This is a genomic window from Streptomyces sp. NPDC015532 (assembly GCF_043078065.1).
Lineage (GTDB): Bacteria > Actinomycetota > Actinomycetes > Streptomycetales > Streptomycetaceae > Streptomyces.
Genome location: NZ_JBIBSY010000018.1, coordinates 1 through 14,641 on the forward strand (window position 1 = coordinate 1; position 14,641 = coordinate 14,641).

At 72.1% G+C, this 14,641-nt stretch carries 17 protein-coding genes and 2 pseudogenes; 12 read left to right on the forward strand and 7 right to left on the reverse strand.

Translation table 11 applies throughout. The features are described 5' to 3' along the window. Window positions 1-266: 266 nt before the first annotated feature. Both ACF07B_RS36500 and ACF07B_RS36505 read left to right on the forward strand, forming a co-directional pair. On the forward strand, window positions 267-839 hold the full coding sequence (locus tag ACF07B_RS36500) for a TetR/AcrR family transcriptional regulator (protein ID WP_362393986.1): 573 nt from the start codon (window positions 267-269) through the stop codon (window positions 837-839). Between the two features lie 462 nt (window positions 840-1,301). Next, entirely contained in the window at window positions 1,302-2,483 is a 1,182-nt protein-coding gene (locus ACF07B_RS36505; protein WP_369480081.1) for an acyl-CoA dehydrogenase family protein, read from the forward strand. Window positions 2,484-2,539: 56 nt separating this feature from the next. On the opposite strand, the gene ACF07B_RS36510 is transcribed toward ACF07B_RS36505, so the two are convergent. Further along, window positions 2,540-3,325 (reverse strand): ANTAR domain-containing protein, encoded by a 786-nt coding sequence (locus tag ACF07B_RS36510; RefSeq protein ID WP_392182073.1) that lies wholly within the window; start codon window positions 3,323-3,325, stop codon window positions 2,540-2,542. A 99-nt stretch (window positions 3,326-3,424) separates the two neighbouring features. Between ACF07B_RS36510 and ACF07B_RS36515 the strand changes: the two genes are divergently transcribed. Continuing rightward, window positions 3,425-3,781: a helix-turn-helix transcriptional regulator gene (locus ACF07B_RS36515; protein ID WP_369480079.1), complete on the forward strand. Its 357-nt coding sequence runs from the start codon at window positions 3,425-3,427 to the stop codon at window positions 3,779-3,781. A 39-nt stretch (window positions 3,782-3,820) separates the two neighbouring features. Then, window positions 3,821-3,975: pseudogene (locus ACF07B_RS36520) on the forward strand (protease); the annotation flags it as partial. Between the two features lie 33 nt (window positions 3,976-4,008). Here the strand turns inward: ACF07B_RS36520 and ACF07B_RS36525 are convergent. The 5 genes and pseudogenes from ACF07B_RS36525 to ACF07B_RS36545 form a co-directional block, all read right to left on the reverse strand. Beyond that, on the reverse strand, window positions 4,009-4,680 hold the full coding sequence (locus ACF07B_RS36525) for an HAD family hydrolase (RefSeq protein WP_392182074.1): 672 nt from the start codon (window positions 4,678-4,680) through the stop codon (window positions 4,009-4,011). 19 nt (window positions 4,681-4,699) lie between these two features. Beyond that, window positions 4,700-5,665: an LLM class F420-dependent oxidoreductase gene (locus ACF07B_RS36530; RefSeq protein ID WP_392182173.1), complete on the reverse strand. Its 966-nt coding sequence runs from the start codon at window positions 5,663-5,665 to the stop codon at window positions 4,700-4,702. Window positions 5,666-5,789: 124 nt separating this feature from the next. Further along, the gene (locus ACF07B_RS36535; protein WP_392182075.1) at window positions 5,790-6,134 is read right to left on the reverse strand and encodes a hypothetical protein; all 345 of its coding nucleotides are present in this window, start codon (window positions 6,132-6,134) and stop codon (window positions 5,790-5,792) included. Window positions 6,135-6,138: 4 nt separating this feature from the next. Beyond that, window positions 6,139-6,592, reverse strand: a pseudogene (locus ACF07B_RS36540) (polysulfide reductase); the annotation flags it as partial. Between the two features lie 138 nt (window positions 6,593-6,730). Continuing rightward, window positions 6,731-7,096, reverse strand: a complete 366-nt coding sequence (locus tag ACF07B_RS36545) for a hypothetical protein (RefSeq protein WP_392182076.1) — start codon at window positions 7,094-7,096, stop codon at window positions 6,731-6,733. Between the two features lie 319 nt (window positions 7,097-7,415). Between ACF07B_RS36545 and ACF07B_RS36550 the strand changes: the two genes are divergently transcribed. From ACF07B_RS36550 to ACF07B_RS36585, 8 genes are all read left to right on the forward strand, one after another. Continuing rightward, a complete protein-coding gene (locus ACF07B_RS36550) occupies window positions 7,416-8,423 on the forward strand; it encodes an SDR family NAD(P)-dependent oxidoreductase (protein WP_392182077.1) in 1,008 nt (335 codons plus the stop codon). Window positions 8,424-8,679: 256 nt separating this feature from the next. Continuing rightward, window positions 8,680-9,351: a HemK2/MTQ2 family protein methyltransferase gene (locus tag ACF07B_RS36555; RefSeq protein WP_392182078.1), complete on the forward strand. Its 672-nt coding sequence runs from the start codon at window positions 8,680-8,682 to the stop codon at window positions 9,349-9,351. Continuing rightward, window positions 9,335-9,544 carry a CDGSH iron-sulfur domain-containing protein gene (locus ACF07B_RS36560; RefSeq protein WP_392182079.1) on the forward strand — a complete coding sequence of 70 codons (210 nt, stop codon included), beginning with the start codon at window positions 9,335-9,337 and terminating at the stop codon, window positions 9,542-9,544. Before ACF07B_RS36555 ends, ACF07B_RS36560 begins: the two co-directional genes overlap by 17 nt. Next, window positions 9,541-10,563, forward strand: a complete 1,023-nt coding sequence (locus tag ACF07B_RS36565; protein WP_392182080.1) for an iron-containing redox enzyme family protein — start codon at window positions 9,541-9,543, stop codon at window positions 10,561-10,563. Before ACF07B_RS36560 ends, ACF07B_RS36565 begins: the two co-directional genes overlap by 4 nt. Before the next feature lie 202 nt (window positions 10,564-10,765). Next, complete coding sequence (locus tag ACF07B_RS36570; RefSeq protein WP_392182081.1) at window positions 10,766-11,266, forward strand: GNAT family N-acetyltransferase; 501 nt, start codon at window positions 10,766-10,768, stop codon at window positions 11,264-11,266. A gap of 298 nt (window positions 11,267-11,564) precedes the next feature. Then, window positions 11,565-12,557 (forward strand): dihydroxyacetone kinase subunit DhaK, encoded by a 993-nt coding sequence (gene dhaK / locus ACF07B_RS36575; protein ID WP_392182082.1) that lies wholly within the window; start codon window positions 11,565-11,567, stop codon window positions 12,555-12,557. A 119-nt stretch (window positions 12,558-12,676) separates the two neighbouring features. Continuing rightward, window positions 12,677-13,276, forward strand: a complete 600-nt coding sequence (gene dhaL, locus ACF07B_RS36580; RefSeq protein WP_369480068.1) for a dihydroxyacetone kinase subunit DhaL — start codon at window positions 12,677-12,679, stop codon at window positions 13,274-13,276. Further along, window positions 13,269-13,685, forward strand: coding sequence for a PTS fructose transporter subunit IIA (locus ACF07B_RS36585; protein ID WP_362396853.1), 417 nt, complete (start codon window positions 13,269-13,271; stop codon window positions 13,683-13,685). Before dhaL ends, ACF07B_RS36585 begins: the two co-directional genes overlap by 8 nt. Window positions 13,686-13,908: 223 nt before the next feature. Here ACF07B_RS36585 and ACF07B_RS36590 read toward each other — a convergent pair whose 3' ends face one another. After that, window positions 13,909-14,619, reverse strand: a complete 711-nt coding sequence (locus tag ACF07B_RS36590) for a glycoside hydrolase family 75 protein (protein WP_392182083.1) — start codon at window positions 14,617-14,619, stop codon at window positions 13,909-13,911. Window positions 14,620-14,641 lie beyond the last annotated feature (22 nt).

Below are 14,641 nucleotides of genomic sequence, written 5' to 3' on the forward strand. Positions count from 1 at the left end.
GCCGCCCCCCCCCCCCCGCCCCCCCCCCCCCCCCCCCCCCCCCCCCCCCCGGGCCGCCCCCCCCCCCCCCGGGGGGGCGGCCCGCGCCCCCCCCCCCCCCCCCCCCCCCCCCCCCCCCCGGCCGGGACGGCGAGCAGGCGGGCGGGCGGGCGTCACCGGGCCTCCCCGGGCAAGCCGTCGACCCAGTACGGCGGGCCTTCCGGCCTGTGATCACGCCCCGGGAGGGGGGACGGTCACGGTGATGGAGGAACGGTTACGCTGAGATCATGCCGTCCACACGTCGTACCGCGCGCCAGACCGACCTGCTCGAACGGCTGGTCGCGTTGCTGGTGGCGGAGGGCTTCGCGGCGTTCACGCTCGACGAGCTGACCGACCGGCTGCACTGCTCGAAGACGACCCTGTACCAACTCGCCGGCAGCAAGCAGGAGTTGGTCCGGGAGGCGGTGAAGCACTACTTCCGCGAGGCCGCCCAGGCCGTCGAGAAGCAGGTGGCCGACACCTCCGCGCCCTCCGAGCGCGTGGTGGCCTACCTGAACGCGGTCGCCGAGCAGCTGCGGCCGCTGTCCCGGCAGTTCCTCGACGACATGGCCCAGTTCGAGCCGGCCCGCGAGGTGTACGAGGCCAACACGCGCCTCGCCGCGGGAAGGATCCGGCACCTGATCGCGGACGGCGTGGCCGCCGGGGCGTTCCGTGACGTGCATGCCGCGTTCGTGGGCGAGGTCGTGGCCGCGACCATGCAGGAGATCCAGCGCGGCGAGGTCGCCGCGCGCACCGGACTGAACGACGCCGAGGCCTACGCCGAGCTGGCCTCGCTCATCGTGCACGCCGTCTCGCCCTGACCCCCGCTACCACGACCTCCCTGCCAGCAGCACCCCTGCCCACGGCCTCCCTCCCCGCAGCTTCGCTCCCCGCGACGTCGCGGGGAGCGCCCGCATCAACGCCGGGCCGGGCCGCGCGGCCTTTCCCCGCCTCCGCGGCACCGTCGCCATCGCCCTCGCCGTGACCGAGCCCCAGACCCAGGCCCTGCCCGCTCCCGGCTCACCGGGGCGGTCGGCCTGAGCCCGGCGTCCGGGGCACCACCTGACGCCCGGATTCCTCACCGCGGTCAGCCCCAGGCCGAGCGGTGCGCCGCGGAGGCCACGGCGGTCCGGCCCCCACCCATCACATCCCGTCACGCGCTCCGGCCGGCGACCGGTGGATCCGTCAGTGGTCCACATGGCCTGGTGGTACCAAAAACGATACTGTTGTATCGCCTGGCGTATCAATATCGTCCAGCGAACCGCCACCACCGAGGACATGCCATGCCCGCGACCCGCACCCTCCCCACGCCGGAAGCCGTCGACCTGATCGCTCTGACCCGCGAGCTCGCCGAGAAGGAGCTCGCCCCGCGCGTCGCCGAGGCCGAGGCCGAGGGACGCTTTCCCCGGGAGGTCTTCCGCACCCTCGGACGGGCCGGGCTGCTCAGCCTGCCCTACCCCGAGGCGTTCGGCGGGGGCGAGCAGCCCTACGAGGTCTACCTCCAGGCGCTGGAGGAGATCGCCGCCGTGTGGGCGAGCGTGGCGGTGGGCGTCTCGGTGCACGCGCTGTCGTGCTTCGCCCTCGCCGAGTTCGGCACCGAGGACCAGAAGAAGGAGTGGCTCCCGGGCATGCTCGGCGGCGAGCTGCTCGGCGCCTACTGTCTGTCCGAGGCCCATGCCGGTTCCGACCCCAGCGCGATGCGCACGCGGGCGGTACGGGACGGCGACGACTACGTGCTCAACGGCGCGAAGGCCTGGACCACCCACGGTGGGTACGCGGACTTCTACACGGTCATGGCCCGTACGTCCGACGAGGGCTCGCACGCGATCTCCTGCTTCCTCGTCCCGGCCGACGCACCCGGCGTGGTGGCCGATCCCCCGGAGCAGAAGATGGGCCTGACCGGGTCCGCCACCGCCACGGTTCGCCTGGAGAACGTGCGGGTCTCCGCGAGCCGCCGGCTCGGCGAGGAAGGCGAGGGGCTCAGGATCGCGTTCGCCGGACTGGACTGCGGACGGCTCGGTATCGCGGCGGTCGCCACCGGCCTCGCCCAGGGTGCGCTGGACCACGCGCTGCGCTACTCCCGGGAGCGGGAGACGTTCGGCCGGCCCATCATCGAGCACCAGGGTCTGGCCTTCGTCCTCGCCGACATGGCCGCGGCGGTACAGGTCTCCCGGGCCACCACGCTCGCCGCCGCCCGGCTCAAGGACGAGGGACTTCCGTTCCAGTCCGAGGCGTCGATCGCCAAGCTGATCTCCACCGACAACGCCATGAAGGTCACCACCGACGCGGTCCAGGTGCTGGGCGGCGCCGGGTACACCCGTGACTTCCCGGTCGAGCGCTACATGCGCGAGGCCAAGGTCATGCAGATCTTCGAGGGCACCAACCAGATCCAGCGCCTGATCATCGGGCGTGGCCTGAAGGAGAGCGACCGCGGCAGCCTGCGGGTGCGCGGCGCGGGGAAGTAGCGGGCCCCGCCGAACGGAGACCGGTGAGTGCGGCATCCGCACTCACCGGAGAGCGGTCACGCCGACGACTTGCGGCCCTCCAGTGAGGCGGCTCTGACGGCGGGGGGAACCCAGTCGCGGCGCCGGTGGTGACCGGATCCCTGCGGATCGGCGGACGTCCTGGCGATCGCCTCGGAGATCTGCTGCCGCAGAGGGCCGGGCAGCGGATCGCCGGTCACCGCCGCGACCAGCTTCTCGGCGACCAGGCGAAGTTTGGTGTTGCTGCGCTGGGACACCTCGACCAGGACGCTCCAGGCGTCTTCGTCATTCACTCCGAACGAGGCCATCAGGACTCCGCGGGCGAGGTCGATGACCGGACGGCTCCACATCGCCCGTTTCAGGTCGATGACCTCGGCGCGCAGATCCTTCTCACTCTTCCCGTCCGGGTGCGGACCGGCGCCGTTGGAGGGCGCGAACAGCGGTGCCGTACCGGTGAGCATGAGCAGCCGCCCGACCGCGTGTCCAGCCGCGCCGATACGGACCGTCTTGCCCTCGGCGAGAGCGAGACTCCGAAGGCGCAACAGGACCCGGAGGCCGGAACAGTCGCAGAAGTCGACCCGCACCAGGTCGAGGTCCAGTCCCTCGCGAGACCGCACCAGGGCGGCGCTCAGGCTGTCCCGCAGCCTCTGGGCGGTGTCGATGTCGATCTCACCGGTGACGGCGACCAGCGTCCGTGAGCCAGCGGGACAGACGGCGGTCTCGAGGAAGGGTGACGCGCCTCCCACCCTGGCGCCGCGGGCCAGTTCACCGTGGACGACTGCGTCCCCGCTTCCCTCAGGGGGAGAAAGCGGATGGTCTCGCATGGCATACAGGTTCACCCTCGCCCCGGTTACACGTCAAGGGATACATGAACTTTCTTTCGCCCTTTTGAATGCGTGAATGAAAGGCCCTACTCTGGGGAGATGACTGAAGTACCCGAGGGTCACAGCGGCTGGACCTTTCTGACCAACCACGCACGAGTCCTCGCCGCGATCGCCTCTGGGGCGCAAGGCACGCGCATCCGCGACATCGCCGCGCGGTGCCGGCTCACCGAGCGGGCCGTCCAGAAGATCATTGCCGATCTGGAGCAGGACGGTTATCTGGACCACACCCGTCGAGGGCGCACGAACCTGTACCACATCCAGCCCGGAACCAGCCTGCGGCACCCGGCCGACTCGGGCCTGACGGTGGCCGACCTCCTGGCGGCTCTGGACCAGCACGAGACCTCCCCCGAAGCCCCGCCCGGGGAACGGACCGCGCCTTCCGCGTCCGATCGCTAGCGGCGGTACTCGTGTCCACGCAGTCGAGCCAGGTACAGGCGTTCCGACATCCGCAACGCTGGCGGGAACTGGGGGACGAGCAGGTCAAGGTCTGCGACGCCGGCCCCAACACCCTTGTCACCAGCCGGAATCCGGACGACCTGAAGGCGTTCCGCAAGGCCCTGATCCACGCGTTCGACCGGGCGGCCGCCTGAGCGCGGGCCGGGCTCGGAGTACGTTCGCCCCCGTCATTCCCGGTCCGCGAAGACGCTGGTGTCCAGGTGGTCGAGGAGGTCGGCGGGGTCGCGGTACACCGCGTGAGCTCCGGCCGACTCCAGGTCCGCCCGCGGGATGCCGCCGGACAGGACCGCCAGGGCCGTGACCCCGTCCCGCGCCGCGGCCTTCATGTCCCAGACCGTGTCGCCGACGAACACCGCTCGTTCGCTCGGTACTCCGGCGAGCTCTCTGGCCTGCTCGACCGGGTCGGGTGCGGGTTTGCCTTCGTCGACGTCGTCCGCGCTGGCCGCCCCGAGAATGACGTCGTCCGCGTCGATGGCGCGGCGGAGCGCGGAGAGTTCCGCGCCGCTCGCCGAGGTGGCGAGGACGATCTCCCAGCCCCGGCCGGCTAGGGCGCGCAGCAGGTCGCCGGCCGCCTCCAGCGCCGGCAACCGGTCGAAGTACGTCGCGTAGAGCGCGTGGTGGGCCGCGACGCATTGTTCGTCGTCCTCGGGGTCGCGGTCCTTGCCGAGCAGGTGCTCGATCAGGTCACCGCTGCCCAGACCCACGGCCCGGTGGATGTCCCGCATGGGGACGCGGTGGCCGGCCTGGCGGAACGCCTCCCACCAGGTGACGACATGCAGGTGGTTGGTGTCGACGAGTGTTCCGTCGACATCGAAGACGGCGGCGCGTTTCGTGGTCATCGCTGGTGTCCTCTCCCTCTCACAGGTCACGCAGGGCGGGAAGCAGCTTCCGCTCGGCCCATTGCAGGTACGGCTCCTGGTGGTCACCGCCGATCTGGACGAGCGCGACCTCGGTGAACCCCGCTTCGACGAAGGGCCGTACGGCGTCGACGACGGAGTCCACGTCGTCCCCGCAGGGAATGGACCCGGCCACGTCCTCGGGCCGTACGAACTGGGTCGCGCCGGCGAATCCTTCGGGGCCGGGCAGTTCGGAGTTGACCGGCCAGCCGCCGCCGAACCAGCGGAACTGGTCGTGCGCGCGGGCGACGGCCGCGTCCCGGTCCGTGTCGTAACAGAGGGGCAGCTGGCCCACCTTGGGCTTGCCGGCGCCGCCGTGCCGGTCGAACTCGGAGATCAGGTCGGCCTTCGGTTCGGTGGCGATCAGCAAGTCGGCGAGGTGTCCGGCGACTTCGCACGAGCGCCCACCGGAGACGGCGACCCCGATCGGTGGGGGCGGGTCGGGCAGATCCCACAGTCTGGCGTTCTCCACGTCGAAGTGGGCTCCGTGGTGGTTGACGTTCTCGCCCGCGAGGAGCGAGCGGATGATCTCCACGGCCTCTTCGAGCATCTCCAGTCGGACGTGTGCGGCCGGCCATCCGCCGCCGACCACATGCTCGTTGAGGTTCTCGCCGGAGCCGAGACCCAGGCGGAAGCGTCCCTGGGACAGGAGTTGCACGGTGGCGGCCTTCTGCGCGACGACCGCGGGGTGGTAGCGGGTCGTCGGGCACGTCACGTACGTCATCAGGGGGATGCGTTCGGTGGCCTGCGCGGCGGCACCGAGGACGCTCCACGCGTACGGGGCGTGTCCCTGGGAGTCCAGCCAGGGGAAGTAGTGGTCGGACGTGACGGAGAAGTCGAAGCCGGCGCGCTCGGCCCCGGCCACATGAGCGACGAGCTCACGTGGGCCGGCCTGTTCCGTCATCATCGTGTACCCGATCTGCACCATGTCGCTCTCCTCCTCGTCGCCGAGCGCCGCTGGGGTGGCCAGGAATCCCCCGGCCCGTTCTGCGGGGGAACCCCGTGGCGGCACCGCGCCTTCTCGCGCCTCGCCGACGCCGCCGCCTGTCGCTCTATCCCTTCGTCCGGAGTCGCAGGTCGACCTCCTTCTCCTGGTCTCCCGACGCCGTGCCCTGTTCCTCCACGGCGAACGAGCCGCTCAGGGCCTCACGCAGCCGGTCCACGGCGACGTAGCCGCCCTGCAAGGTGGCGCTGACCGACCCCTCCAGAGGGGTGGGACCGGTCGGGATGCGTTCCTCGGTCGGATCGAAGTCCGCGCTCCACACGGGAGGACGGTCGCCCGGCTGCTCTTGAGGAACGCCGTCGGCGGGGCGGTCGGTCGGGAACGCCGTCCGCAGGACGCCGAACACGGTCGCGGCGTCCTCCTTGGACACTCCGGTGAGGGACACGGTGACCATCGGGTCACTCTCCTTTTCGCTGGGGTACGACGGTGTACTTCGGGTCGTTCGCGCAGGCGATGCCCGCCGCGAAGGCCTCGAAGCGGGTGCGGGCCGACCCCGTGAGCAGCGCGAGCCCGCCCGGCACGGCGGCCGGTCGGCTGCGTCCGCCGGCCAGGGCCGCGCTCGCGGCACCGCTCAGGGTCAGGACCCGGGCGATCCGCAGGAACGTGCCCGCGCGTCCTTCGGGCCAGGTCCCGGCCACCATGCCCAGGCGTAGCTCGGCCGCCGCGGCCGTCGCGCTCTCCGCCGCGGCCGCGAGGACGCCCGCGAGAACGGGCCGGGCCGTTCTCGCGCGGTGGCGCGACGAGCAGCGCCATTCCCGAGGCGGCGGCCGTCGCGGACGCCGTGAACAGATAGGGAAGTTCCCGGTGGGCGCCGTGCCAGGCGGGAACCGCGGTGTCGGCGGCGAGGACCGCGGCAGCTGACGGTGGACGGGCCGTTCGCCGGCCCACGTGCGCACGCCCATCACAGGTCCTTTCGGACGGCCGGGCTCTTGCTGCGGTCAGGGGCTGTCCCAGCGTCACCCGGCCGGGCTTCCACGGCGCGTCGACGCGTCAGTCGGACGGCTCGTCGGGCACGGGATGTTCCGGGCGGACGCTGCCGGAGTGCGGGGCACCTCTGCGCCCGGTCCCGGCCTCGTCCGTGTCGGGGGTCTCCGTGTCGGGGGTCTCCGAGTCCGGAGTCTCCGAGTCTGGAGTCTCCGAGTCTGGAGTCTCCGAGTCCGGGGTCTCGTCCCCGGAGGCCCGCGCACCGGATCTCTCCGCCTCGGGGCCCTCGTCCGCGGTCCACTGCTTCGGTACGCCGACGGCGTCCCACGGGTCTTCGTCGGGTGTGGCCTGCTGGTCGGGCAGATCCCTCGGTATGGGCTTCGGTATCGGCCCGCCGCAGGCCCCAGGGCCATCCGGGTGGCGCTCGTTCACGACGTTCTCGCTTCCTCGCTCGGGGGCGTGGCGTGAGGCGCAAGTACCCCTCTCGCCGACGATGATGCCGATGCCCGCCGGACCGCCCCGGTGCTGGTCAGCGGTGACGGAGTGGCTCCTGGCCGGCACCGCCCTCCCCGGCGTTCTCGGGCTGCCCGGCATCCTCACGGGGTGAATCCTCACGGCGTGACCGGCGTGACCGGCGTGGACGACGCCGCGAGCCCGGCGGGACGCCGGCCGCCGCCTCTCGTCACGGTCGTCTGTCTGCCGGTGCCCGTCACGGGTACTCGGAACGCCTTCCACGAGCGAGGGGACGAAAATGGCAACGACCGCACATCAGTCGGATCTCCATGGCCTGTCCGCCCTGGTCACGGGTGGATCGCGGGGGCTGGGGCTGTTGCTGTCCGCGCGGCTGGCCCGGCGCGGCTGCCGGGTGACCATGGCGGCACGGGACGCGGACGAGCTGCGGCGCGGTGCCGCGTGGGTCGAGGAACGGACCGGCGCGACGGTGTCCACCGCCGTGTGCGACGTACGCGACCGGGCCGCGGTCGGCGCCATGGTCGAGCAGGCGGACAGCCGGCAGGGCGGCCTGGACGTCGTCATCGCCAACGCGGGGGTGATCCAGGTCGCTCCGGTGGCGTCGATCGACAGCGGGGCCTTCGAGGACGCCATGTCGGCCGTCTTCGGCGGCACGGTGAACACGGCGATGGCCGCGCTGCCTCCGCTGTGCCGCAGCGACGCCGGTGGCCGTCTGTGCCTCATCGGCTCGGTCGGCGGTCTGCTGGCCGTCCCGCACCTGCTGCCCTACTCGTGCGCCAAGGCCGCCGTAGGCGCTCTGGGTGAGGGATTGCGGGCCGAGACGGCCGGCATGAACGTCAGCGTGACCACGGTTCACCCCGGGCTGATGCGCACCGGATCGCACCTCCAGGCCGAATTCGGCGGTCGCGCCTCCAAGGAGTTCGCGTGGTTCTCCGCGCTGGCCGGCGCCCCCGTCGTCTCGATGGACGCCGAGCGCGCGGCCGAGCGCGTTCTGCGGGCTCTGGAACGGCGCAGGACCCGCCTGGTCCTCACGCCCGCGGCGCGCGCCGCGTCGGTGGCGCACGGTGTGGCGCCCGCGACGGTCACCCGTCTGAGCGGGCTCGCCGCCCGGCTGCTCCCGAAAGCACCGGCCGGCGACGGCGCTGCCGGCGGCATGGTGCAGGGTCACGGCATCGACCGTCCTGCCCGTACGGTGACGGAGAAGGTGCGCGGTTGGGGCAGCGTGCTCAACGACCGGGCCGCCCGCCGCTACAACCAGGACCTGCCGGGACCCCCGGCCGCCGGCTGAACACCATCCTGATGGTGGAACGGCGACCGCTCGGCGCGATGCCCTCCCCGCCACGGCGCTGATCCTCCTCCCTCCCCAGTCCGGCCCGCCCCGGGCGGTGAGAAAGCCTCGGCGCCCACTGGACTGAGGACACGAGCCCGGTCGCCCGCGAAGACGGCTCCGAAGATCGCGTGTAGGCCTCCGTTCGAGGGGCACCCAGACCACAGAGTCGCACATATAGGCATGAATCAGACACGCCGAGATGTGGAGGTGCTTCATGGGGATGTCCGGCGAGATCCCGCTCATCACACCGCCCGGCGTGTACGCGCCTCAGCAGGACACCGAGCTCCTGATGCACGCCCTGGCGCGGGAGCGCGTGGGCCCCTCCACCGACGTGCTCGACCTGGGAACCGGCAGCGGGGCCCTCGCCCTGCGGGCCGCGAGACTGGGGGCGCGGGTGACGGCCGTCGACATCGACTGGCGCGCCGTTCTCACCACGCGCCTCAACGCGCTCCTCGCACGGCGTCGCGTCATCGTTCGCCACGGCGACCTCACAGAGGCCGTACACGGACGGACGTACGACCTGGTGGTGAGCAATCCGCCCTACGTCCCCTCCCCCGCGCTCCGGCTGCCGTCCCGGTCCCCGGAGCGTGCCTGGGACGCCGGGCCGGACGGGCGGGTCTTCGTGAACCGCGTCTGTGACGAGGCGCCCACCGCTCTGCGCGCGGGCGGCGTACTGCTGCTCGTCCACTCCGCCCTGTGCGGAACCCGGCCGACGCTGCGGCGGCTCGCCCGCGCGGGGTTCGAGGCGACGGTCACCGACCGCGCCTTCGTCCCCTTCGGCCCTGTGCTGAGCTCACGCCGGACCTGGCTGCGACGCCAGGGCCTGCTCACCGACGAGAACGACGACCGTGAAGAGCTGGTGGTCATCCGTGCCTGGCAATCCTGAGCGACCGCGCCGCGTCACCGTGGACCGTGAGGGCCCTCTTCTCGTCGAGGGACCGGTCGAGGTGGTGCTGGAGGACGGCACGGTCGTGGCTTCCCGCCGTTTCCGGGCGGCGATCTGCACCTGCCGACGCAGCCGGACCTATCCCTGGTGCGACACCAGCCACCGCCGTCGGACGAAGCGGGAAACGACGTGAGAGGCCCCCTCCTTCCGGCACCACGCGGCGAGATATCGCGGTCTCTGGCCTCCACGCTGCGCTACGGCACCCCGCTGCCCGCGCTCCCGCACGGCCTGGAGGATGCCGATCCGTACGGAGACGATGTCCAGCTCGCGCTCTACACGCTGTACGAACTCCACTACCGGGGCTTCGCCGAGGTGAGCGACGAACGAGAGTGGGACCCCGGCCTGCTGGCCCTGCGCCGGTCGCTGGAACTGCGTTTCCTGAAGGCCCTGCGCGACGAGGTGACCGCTGATCCCCATGCCGACGACGCCCTCGAAGCCCTGCTGCTCGAACCGGTCGGACACGACGAGGCCAGTGTCAGTCACTTCCTCGAACGCGACGGCGCACTGTGGCAGCTGCGGGAGTACGCCGCCCTGCGCTCCCTGTACCACCTCAAGGAGGCCGACCCCCACGTCTGGGTCGTCCCACGCCTGTACGGCCGCGCCAAGGCGGCCATGGTGGCGGTCGAGTTCGACGAGTTCGGTGCCGGACGCGAGGAGGACATCCATGCCCGGCTCTTCGCGGACCTGATGGCCGACCTCGACCTGTGCACGGACTACGGCCACTACGTCGACGCCGCCCCCACGGAGGCGGTCACCACGGTCAATCTCATGTCCCTGCTGGGCCTGCACCGAGCCCTTCGGGGCGCTCTGGTCGGACACTTCGCCGCGGTGGAGGTCACCTCCTCACCGGGGTCCAGACGCCTGGCCGCCGCCCTGCGCAGGGTCGGGGCGGGCAAGGCGGCGCAGCGCTTCTACGACGAGCACGTCGAGGCCGACGCCGTCCACGAGCAGGTGGTACGCCGGGACGTCATCGGCGGTCTGCTGGCGAGCGAACCCGAACTCGAGCCCGACGTCGCCTTCGGCGTCCGGGTCACCGGCTTCCTCGAAGACCGGCTGGCGGCCCACCTGTTGACCGCGTGGCGGCAGGGACGCAGCGCGCTGCGGATTCCGCTCGGCCCTGACGAACGAACGACGCTCGGCCCTGACGAATGACCGATGCCCGGCCGGGCTCATGTGCTGCCCGGGCCACCGCTGCCGAAGGAGCCACGTGATTCCGAGCTCCAGCGCGGGCGGGCCTGGTCCTCGCTGCGCTTGCTGTCCGATGATGTGAATACGGTCCGAAGCCCCGCAGGGTGTGCGCCTTGCGGTCCGAAGTCCGAGGCACAGGGTCCTGACCTCGTGCGATGCTCGCGTCATGTCTGATCAACGCGAGGTCGCCGTCGTCCGCTGGCCGGGCCAGACCCCTTCCGCCGAGGCGGGGCCGGCCGAGCTGCTGGCGGCCTACCATCTGACGACGCAGGCCGAGAAAGGTGAGGCCGTGGCCGGTGTGGAGGATTTGCCGGACCGCTATCGGGTGGAGGTCGCGGATCCGCAGACCGCCTTCGCCGACGATGTCGTGCTCCTGGCGCTGAGCGGGGACAGCGCGGTGGGCTGCCTGGTGGTGACCGCCCCCGCCGACGGACGGTCCGAGGTCAAGAGGCTTTGGACGGACCCGGAGTTCCGGGGGTCGGGCATCGCGTCCAGCCTGGTCGGCGCCGCGCTCGCGCAGGCAGCGGAAAGCGGCGTCGGCGCGGTGCGGCTGTCGGTGTGGAAGTGGCGCGCGGGCGCGATCGCCCTCTACGAGCGGCTCGGATTCACCGTCACCGAGTCGTGGGACGAGCGGGACGACCTGGTCTGCATGGAACGTGCCCTGTGAGTGGTCACAGCCCTGGCGGTCACAGGCATGGCGCACGGCGGTCGCAGGCCTAGCGGTCAAAGCCCTTCGTCGACAGCCGCGCCGCTACGAGGACGGCCGCTGTCGCCTCGTGGCGGCCCGCGCGCGTGACCTTCGCTGCCGCAAGGTCAATACTGCACATGACAGCACTCCCTCCGACCCGCGTCCGACCGTCCCCGCAGAACTGCCGGACCGTCATGAACAGGACCGATCAACACCAGGTTTGACCAGGGAAAACGCAGATCAAAAACTCGTTTGTCGATCTCGCCAGGAGGTTCCCATGAAGATGCTCATCAACGTGGCGGAGACGGTGGTGGCGGACGCGCTGCGGGGCATGGCGGCGGCCCACCCGGAGCTGACGGTGGACGTCGACAACCGCGTGATCGTCCGCAGGGACGCCCCGGTCGCGGGAAGGGTGGGTCTCGTCTCGGGCGGCGGGTCCGGGCACGAGCCGCTGCACGGCGGATTCGTGGGCCCCGGCATGCTGTCGGCGGCGTGCCCCGGTGAGGTCTTCACGTCGCCTGTTCCCGACCAGATGGTGCGGGCCGCCGCGGCCGTGGACAGCGGCGCGGGCGTGCTGTTCATCGTGAAGAACTACACCGGCGACGTCCTCAACTTCGACATGGCGGCGGAGCTGGCCGAGGACGAGGGCATCCGGATCGCCAAGGTCCTCGTCAACGACGACGTGGCCGTCACCGACAGTCTGTACACGGCCGGGCGGCGCGGAACGGGCGCGACGCTGTTCGTGGAGAAGATCGCGGGTGCCGCCGCCGAGGAGGGCGCGCCCCTGGAGGCGGTCGAGGCGCTGGCCCGGCGGGTCAACGAGAACTCCCGAAGTTTCGGTGTCGCGCTCAGCGCCTGCACGACTCCGGCCAAGGGCAGTCCGACGTTCGATCTGCCGGCCGGGGAGCTCGAACTCGGTGTCGGCATCCACGGCGAGCCGGGCCGGGAGCGGCGCGCGATGATGACCTCGCGCGAGATCGCCGACTTCTCGGTGCACGCCATTCTGGACGATCTCGCGCCGCGCAATCCGGTGCTGCTCCTCGTCAACGGCATGGGCGCCACCCCGCTGCTGGAGCTGTACGGGTTCAACGCGGAGGTGCAAAGGGTGCTGGCCGAGCGCGGCATCCCCGTGGTGCGCACCCTGGTCGGCAACTACGTCACCTCCCTCGACATGGCGGGTGCCTCGGTGACCCTGTGCGAGGTGGACGAGGACCTGCTGCGGCTGTGGGACGCGCCCGTGAAGACACCGGGGCTGCGCTGGGGCGTGTGACAGCGGCCGTCGTGCCGGGAACGGCACCGGGCTCTTGGGCCCGGTGCGGGGAACGGCGTCCGGCCCATGGGCCCGCGACCGGCCACCAGCTCGACTTCCGTACCACGCAAGGAGATTCTGTGCTCGACACCGATTTCTTCCGCCGTTGGATGACGGCGACCGCAGCCTCGGTGGACCGCGAGGCGGAGCGGCTCACGGACCTGGACTCGCCCATCGGTGACGCCGACCACGGCAGCAATCTTCAGCGCGGATTCGCCGCCGTGACCGCCACGCTGGAGAAGGAGGCCCCGGACACCCCCGGTGCCGTTCTCACGCTCGCCGGGAGGCAGTTGATCTCGACGGTCGGCGGCGCGTCCGGGCCGCTGTACGGCACGCTGCTGCGCCGGACCGGCAAGGCGCTCGGGGACGACGCCGAGGTCACCGACGAGCGGTTCGCCGAGGCGCTGCGTGCGGGCGTCGACGCGGTCATGGCGCTGGGCGGAGCCGCGCCCGGCGACAAGACCATGATCGACGCTCTGGTGCCCGCGGTCGACGCGCTCGCCGAGTCGTTCGCCGCGGCGAAGTCCGCCGCCGAGGAGGGTGCCCTGGCGACGACACCGTTGCAGGCCCGCAAGGGCAGGGCGAGTTATCTGGGCGCGCGGAGCATCGGGCACCAGGACCCGGGTGCCACGTCCTCGGCCCTGCTGATCGCGGCACTCGTGGAGGCGGCAGGTGAGTGACACCGAGGAACGACGCGTCGGCATCGTGCTGGTCTCGCACAGCGCCGCCGTCGCCGCGTCCGTCGCCGAGCTGGCGACGGGCCTGGCCGGCGGCGGGACGCTCGCTCCGGTCGCGCCGGCGGGCGGCACCCTGGACGGGGGGCTCGGCACCAGCGCGGACGTCATCGCCGCCGCCGCGGCCTCCGTGGACCGCGGTGCCGGCGTCGCCGTGCTCACCGACCTGGGCAGCGCCGTGCTCACCGTCAAGGCGTTGCTCGCCGAGGGCGACGAACTCCCGGACGGCACACGGCTGGTGGACGCCCCCTTCGTCGAGGGGGCGGTGGCCGCGGTCGTCACGGCCTCGGCGGGCGCCGACCTCGCGGCGGTGGAGGCCGCGGCGGCGGAGGCGTACACCTACCGGAAGGTGTGAGGACCGGAAGGTGTGAGGAGCGGCCGGCGTGAGGACCGGCCGGGGTGAGGACGAGCGGCTGTGAGGACCGGCCGGGGTGAGGACGGGTCGTGTGAGGACGGGGCGGCGGTGGAACGGGGGCCGCCTTGATCGTGTCGCTCGCCTCTGACGCGGTGAGCGACGTCAACGGCGTGATCCCGCCCATCGGCAACGGCTGGGCGGCCGTCCGACGGCGGAGCCGTTCTCAGCCGTCGCCCAGGAGCCTCCGGGCCAGCCGCTCCCCCGTCGCCACCGCCGCGGCGTGATCCTGGATGGGCGACACCCGGGCCTTCTTGAACACGAGGTAGGTGACCCCGGCAGGAGTACCGCCGCCGCGGGGATCGGCGCGGATTCCGAGGCCCGCGGCCGTCGCGTACGAGGCCTCGCCGATGATGTCCTGCGGGCCGGTGTCACCGACGACGGCGTACTGGACGCGGTCCCGGTAGATCACGACCGCCACCGAGCCGGGCCCGATGCCGTGGTCCCGGAAGTTCCAGATGTCGCTCGGTGCGGGGACGACGACGTAGGGCAGCGTCTCGGCGCTCAGATATCGGCCGTCGGACTGCTGGAAGGCCGTGGACTCGGAGAAGAGCGGGTCGGTGTCGCTGTTGCACAGAGGCCCCGGTCTGCCGTCGCAGTCGATGTCCATGTCGGCCGTCCAGAAGACCGCACCCGGGACGCCGCAGACCGGGATGTCGGCCCGGGTACCGTCGTCGCTGCGGTATCGCCCGTGCGAGACGGGGGTGCAGCCGCCGAGTTTCGCCAGCAGGTCGGCGGCTCGGACGGAGCCCTCCCGGGCGGGTGCGGCGGTGCTTCCGGGGCGGCCCGTGGTGGGGGCCGTGGACAGCACCGCCGGGGCCGCGGCGAGCAGGGCGGCCGCCGCGGCCGCGGCCAGCGTCAGCGACTGGACACGCACGATGGGAGACCCTCTCCTGGGG

Coding starts and splice junctions, on each gene's coding strand:
- ACF07B_RS36530 (WP_392182173.1), bottom strand. CDS start 5,665: ATGGTGCAGATCGGGTACACGATGATGACGGAACAGGCCGGCCCACGT.
- ACF07B_RS36505 (WP_369480081.1), top strand. CDS start 1,302: ATGCCCGCGACCCGCACCCTCCCCACGCCGGAAGCCGTCGACCTGATC.
- ACF07B_RS36550 (WP_392182077.1), top strand. CDS start 7,416: ATGGCAACGACCGCACATCAGTCGGATCTCCATGGCCTGTCCGCCCTG.
- ACF07B_RS36570 (WP_392182081.1), top strand. CDS start 10,766: ATGTCTGATCAACGCGAGGTCGCCGTCGTCCGCTGGCCGGGCCAGACC.
- ACF07B_RS36510 (WP_392182073.1), bottom strand. CDS start 3,325: ATGCGAGACCATCCGCTTTCTCCCCCTGAGGGAAGCGGGGACGCAGTC.
- dhaK (WP_392182082.1), top strand. CDS start 11,565: ATGAAGATGCTCATCAACGTGGCGGAGACGGTGGTGGCGGACGCGCTG.
- ACF07B_RS36500 (WP_362393986.1), top strand. CDS start 267: ATGCCGTCCACACGTCGTACCGCGCGCCAGACCGACCTGCTCGAACGG.
- ACF07B_RS36525 (WP_392182074.1), bottom strand. CDS start 4,680: ATGACCACGAAACGCGCCGCCGTCTTCGATGTCGACGGAACACTCGTC.
- ACF07B_RS36515 (WP_369480079.1), top strand. CDS start 3,425: ATGACTGAAGTACCCGAGGGTCACAGCGGCTGGACCTTTCTGACCAAC.
- ACF07B_RS36535 (WP_392182075.1), bottom strand. CDS start 6,134: ATGGTCACCGTGTCCCTCACCGGAGTGTCCAAGGAGGACGCCGCGACC.
- ACF07B_RS36555 (WP_392182078.1), top strand. CDS start 8,680: ATGGGGATGTCCGGCGAGATCCCGCTCATCACACCGCCCGGCGTGTAC.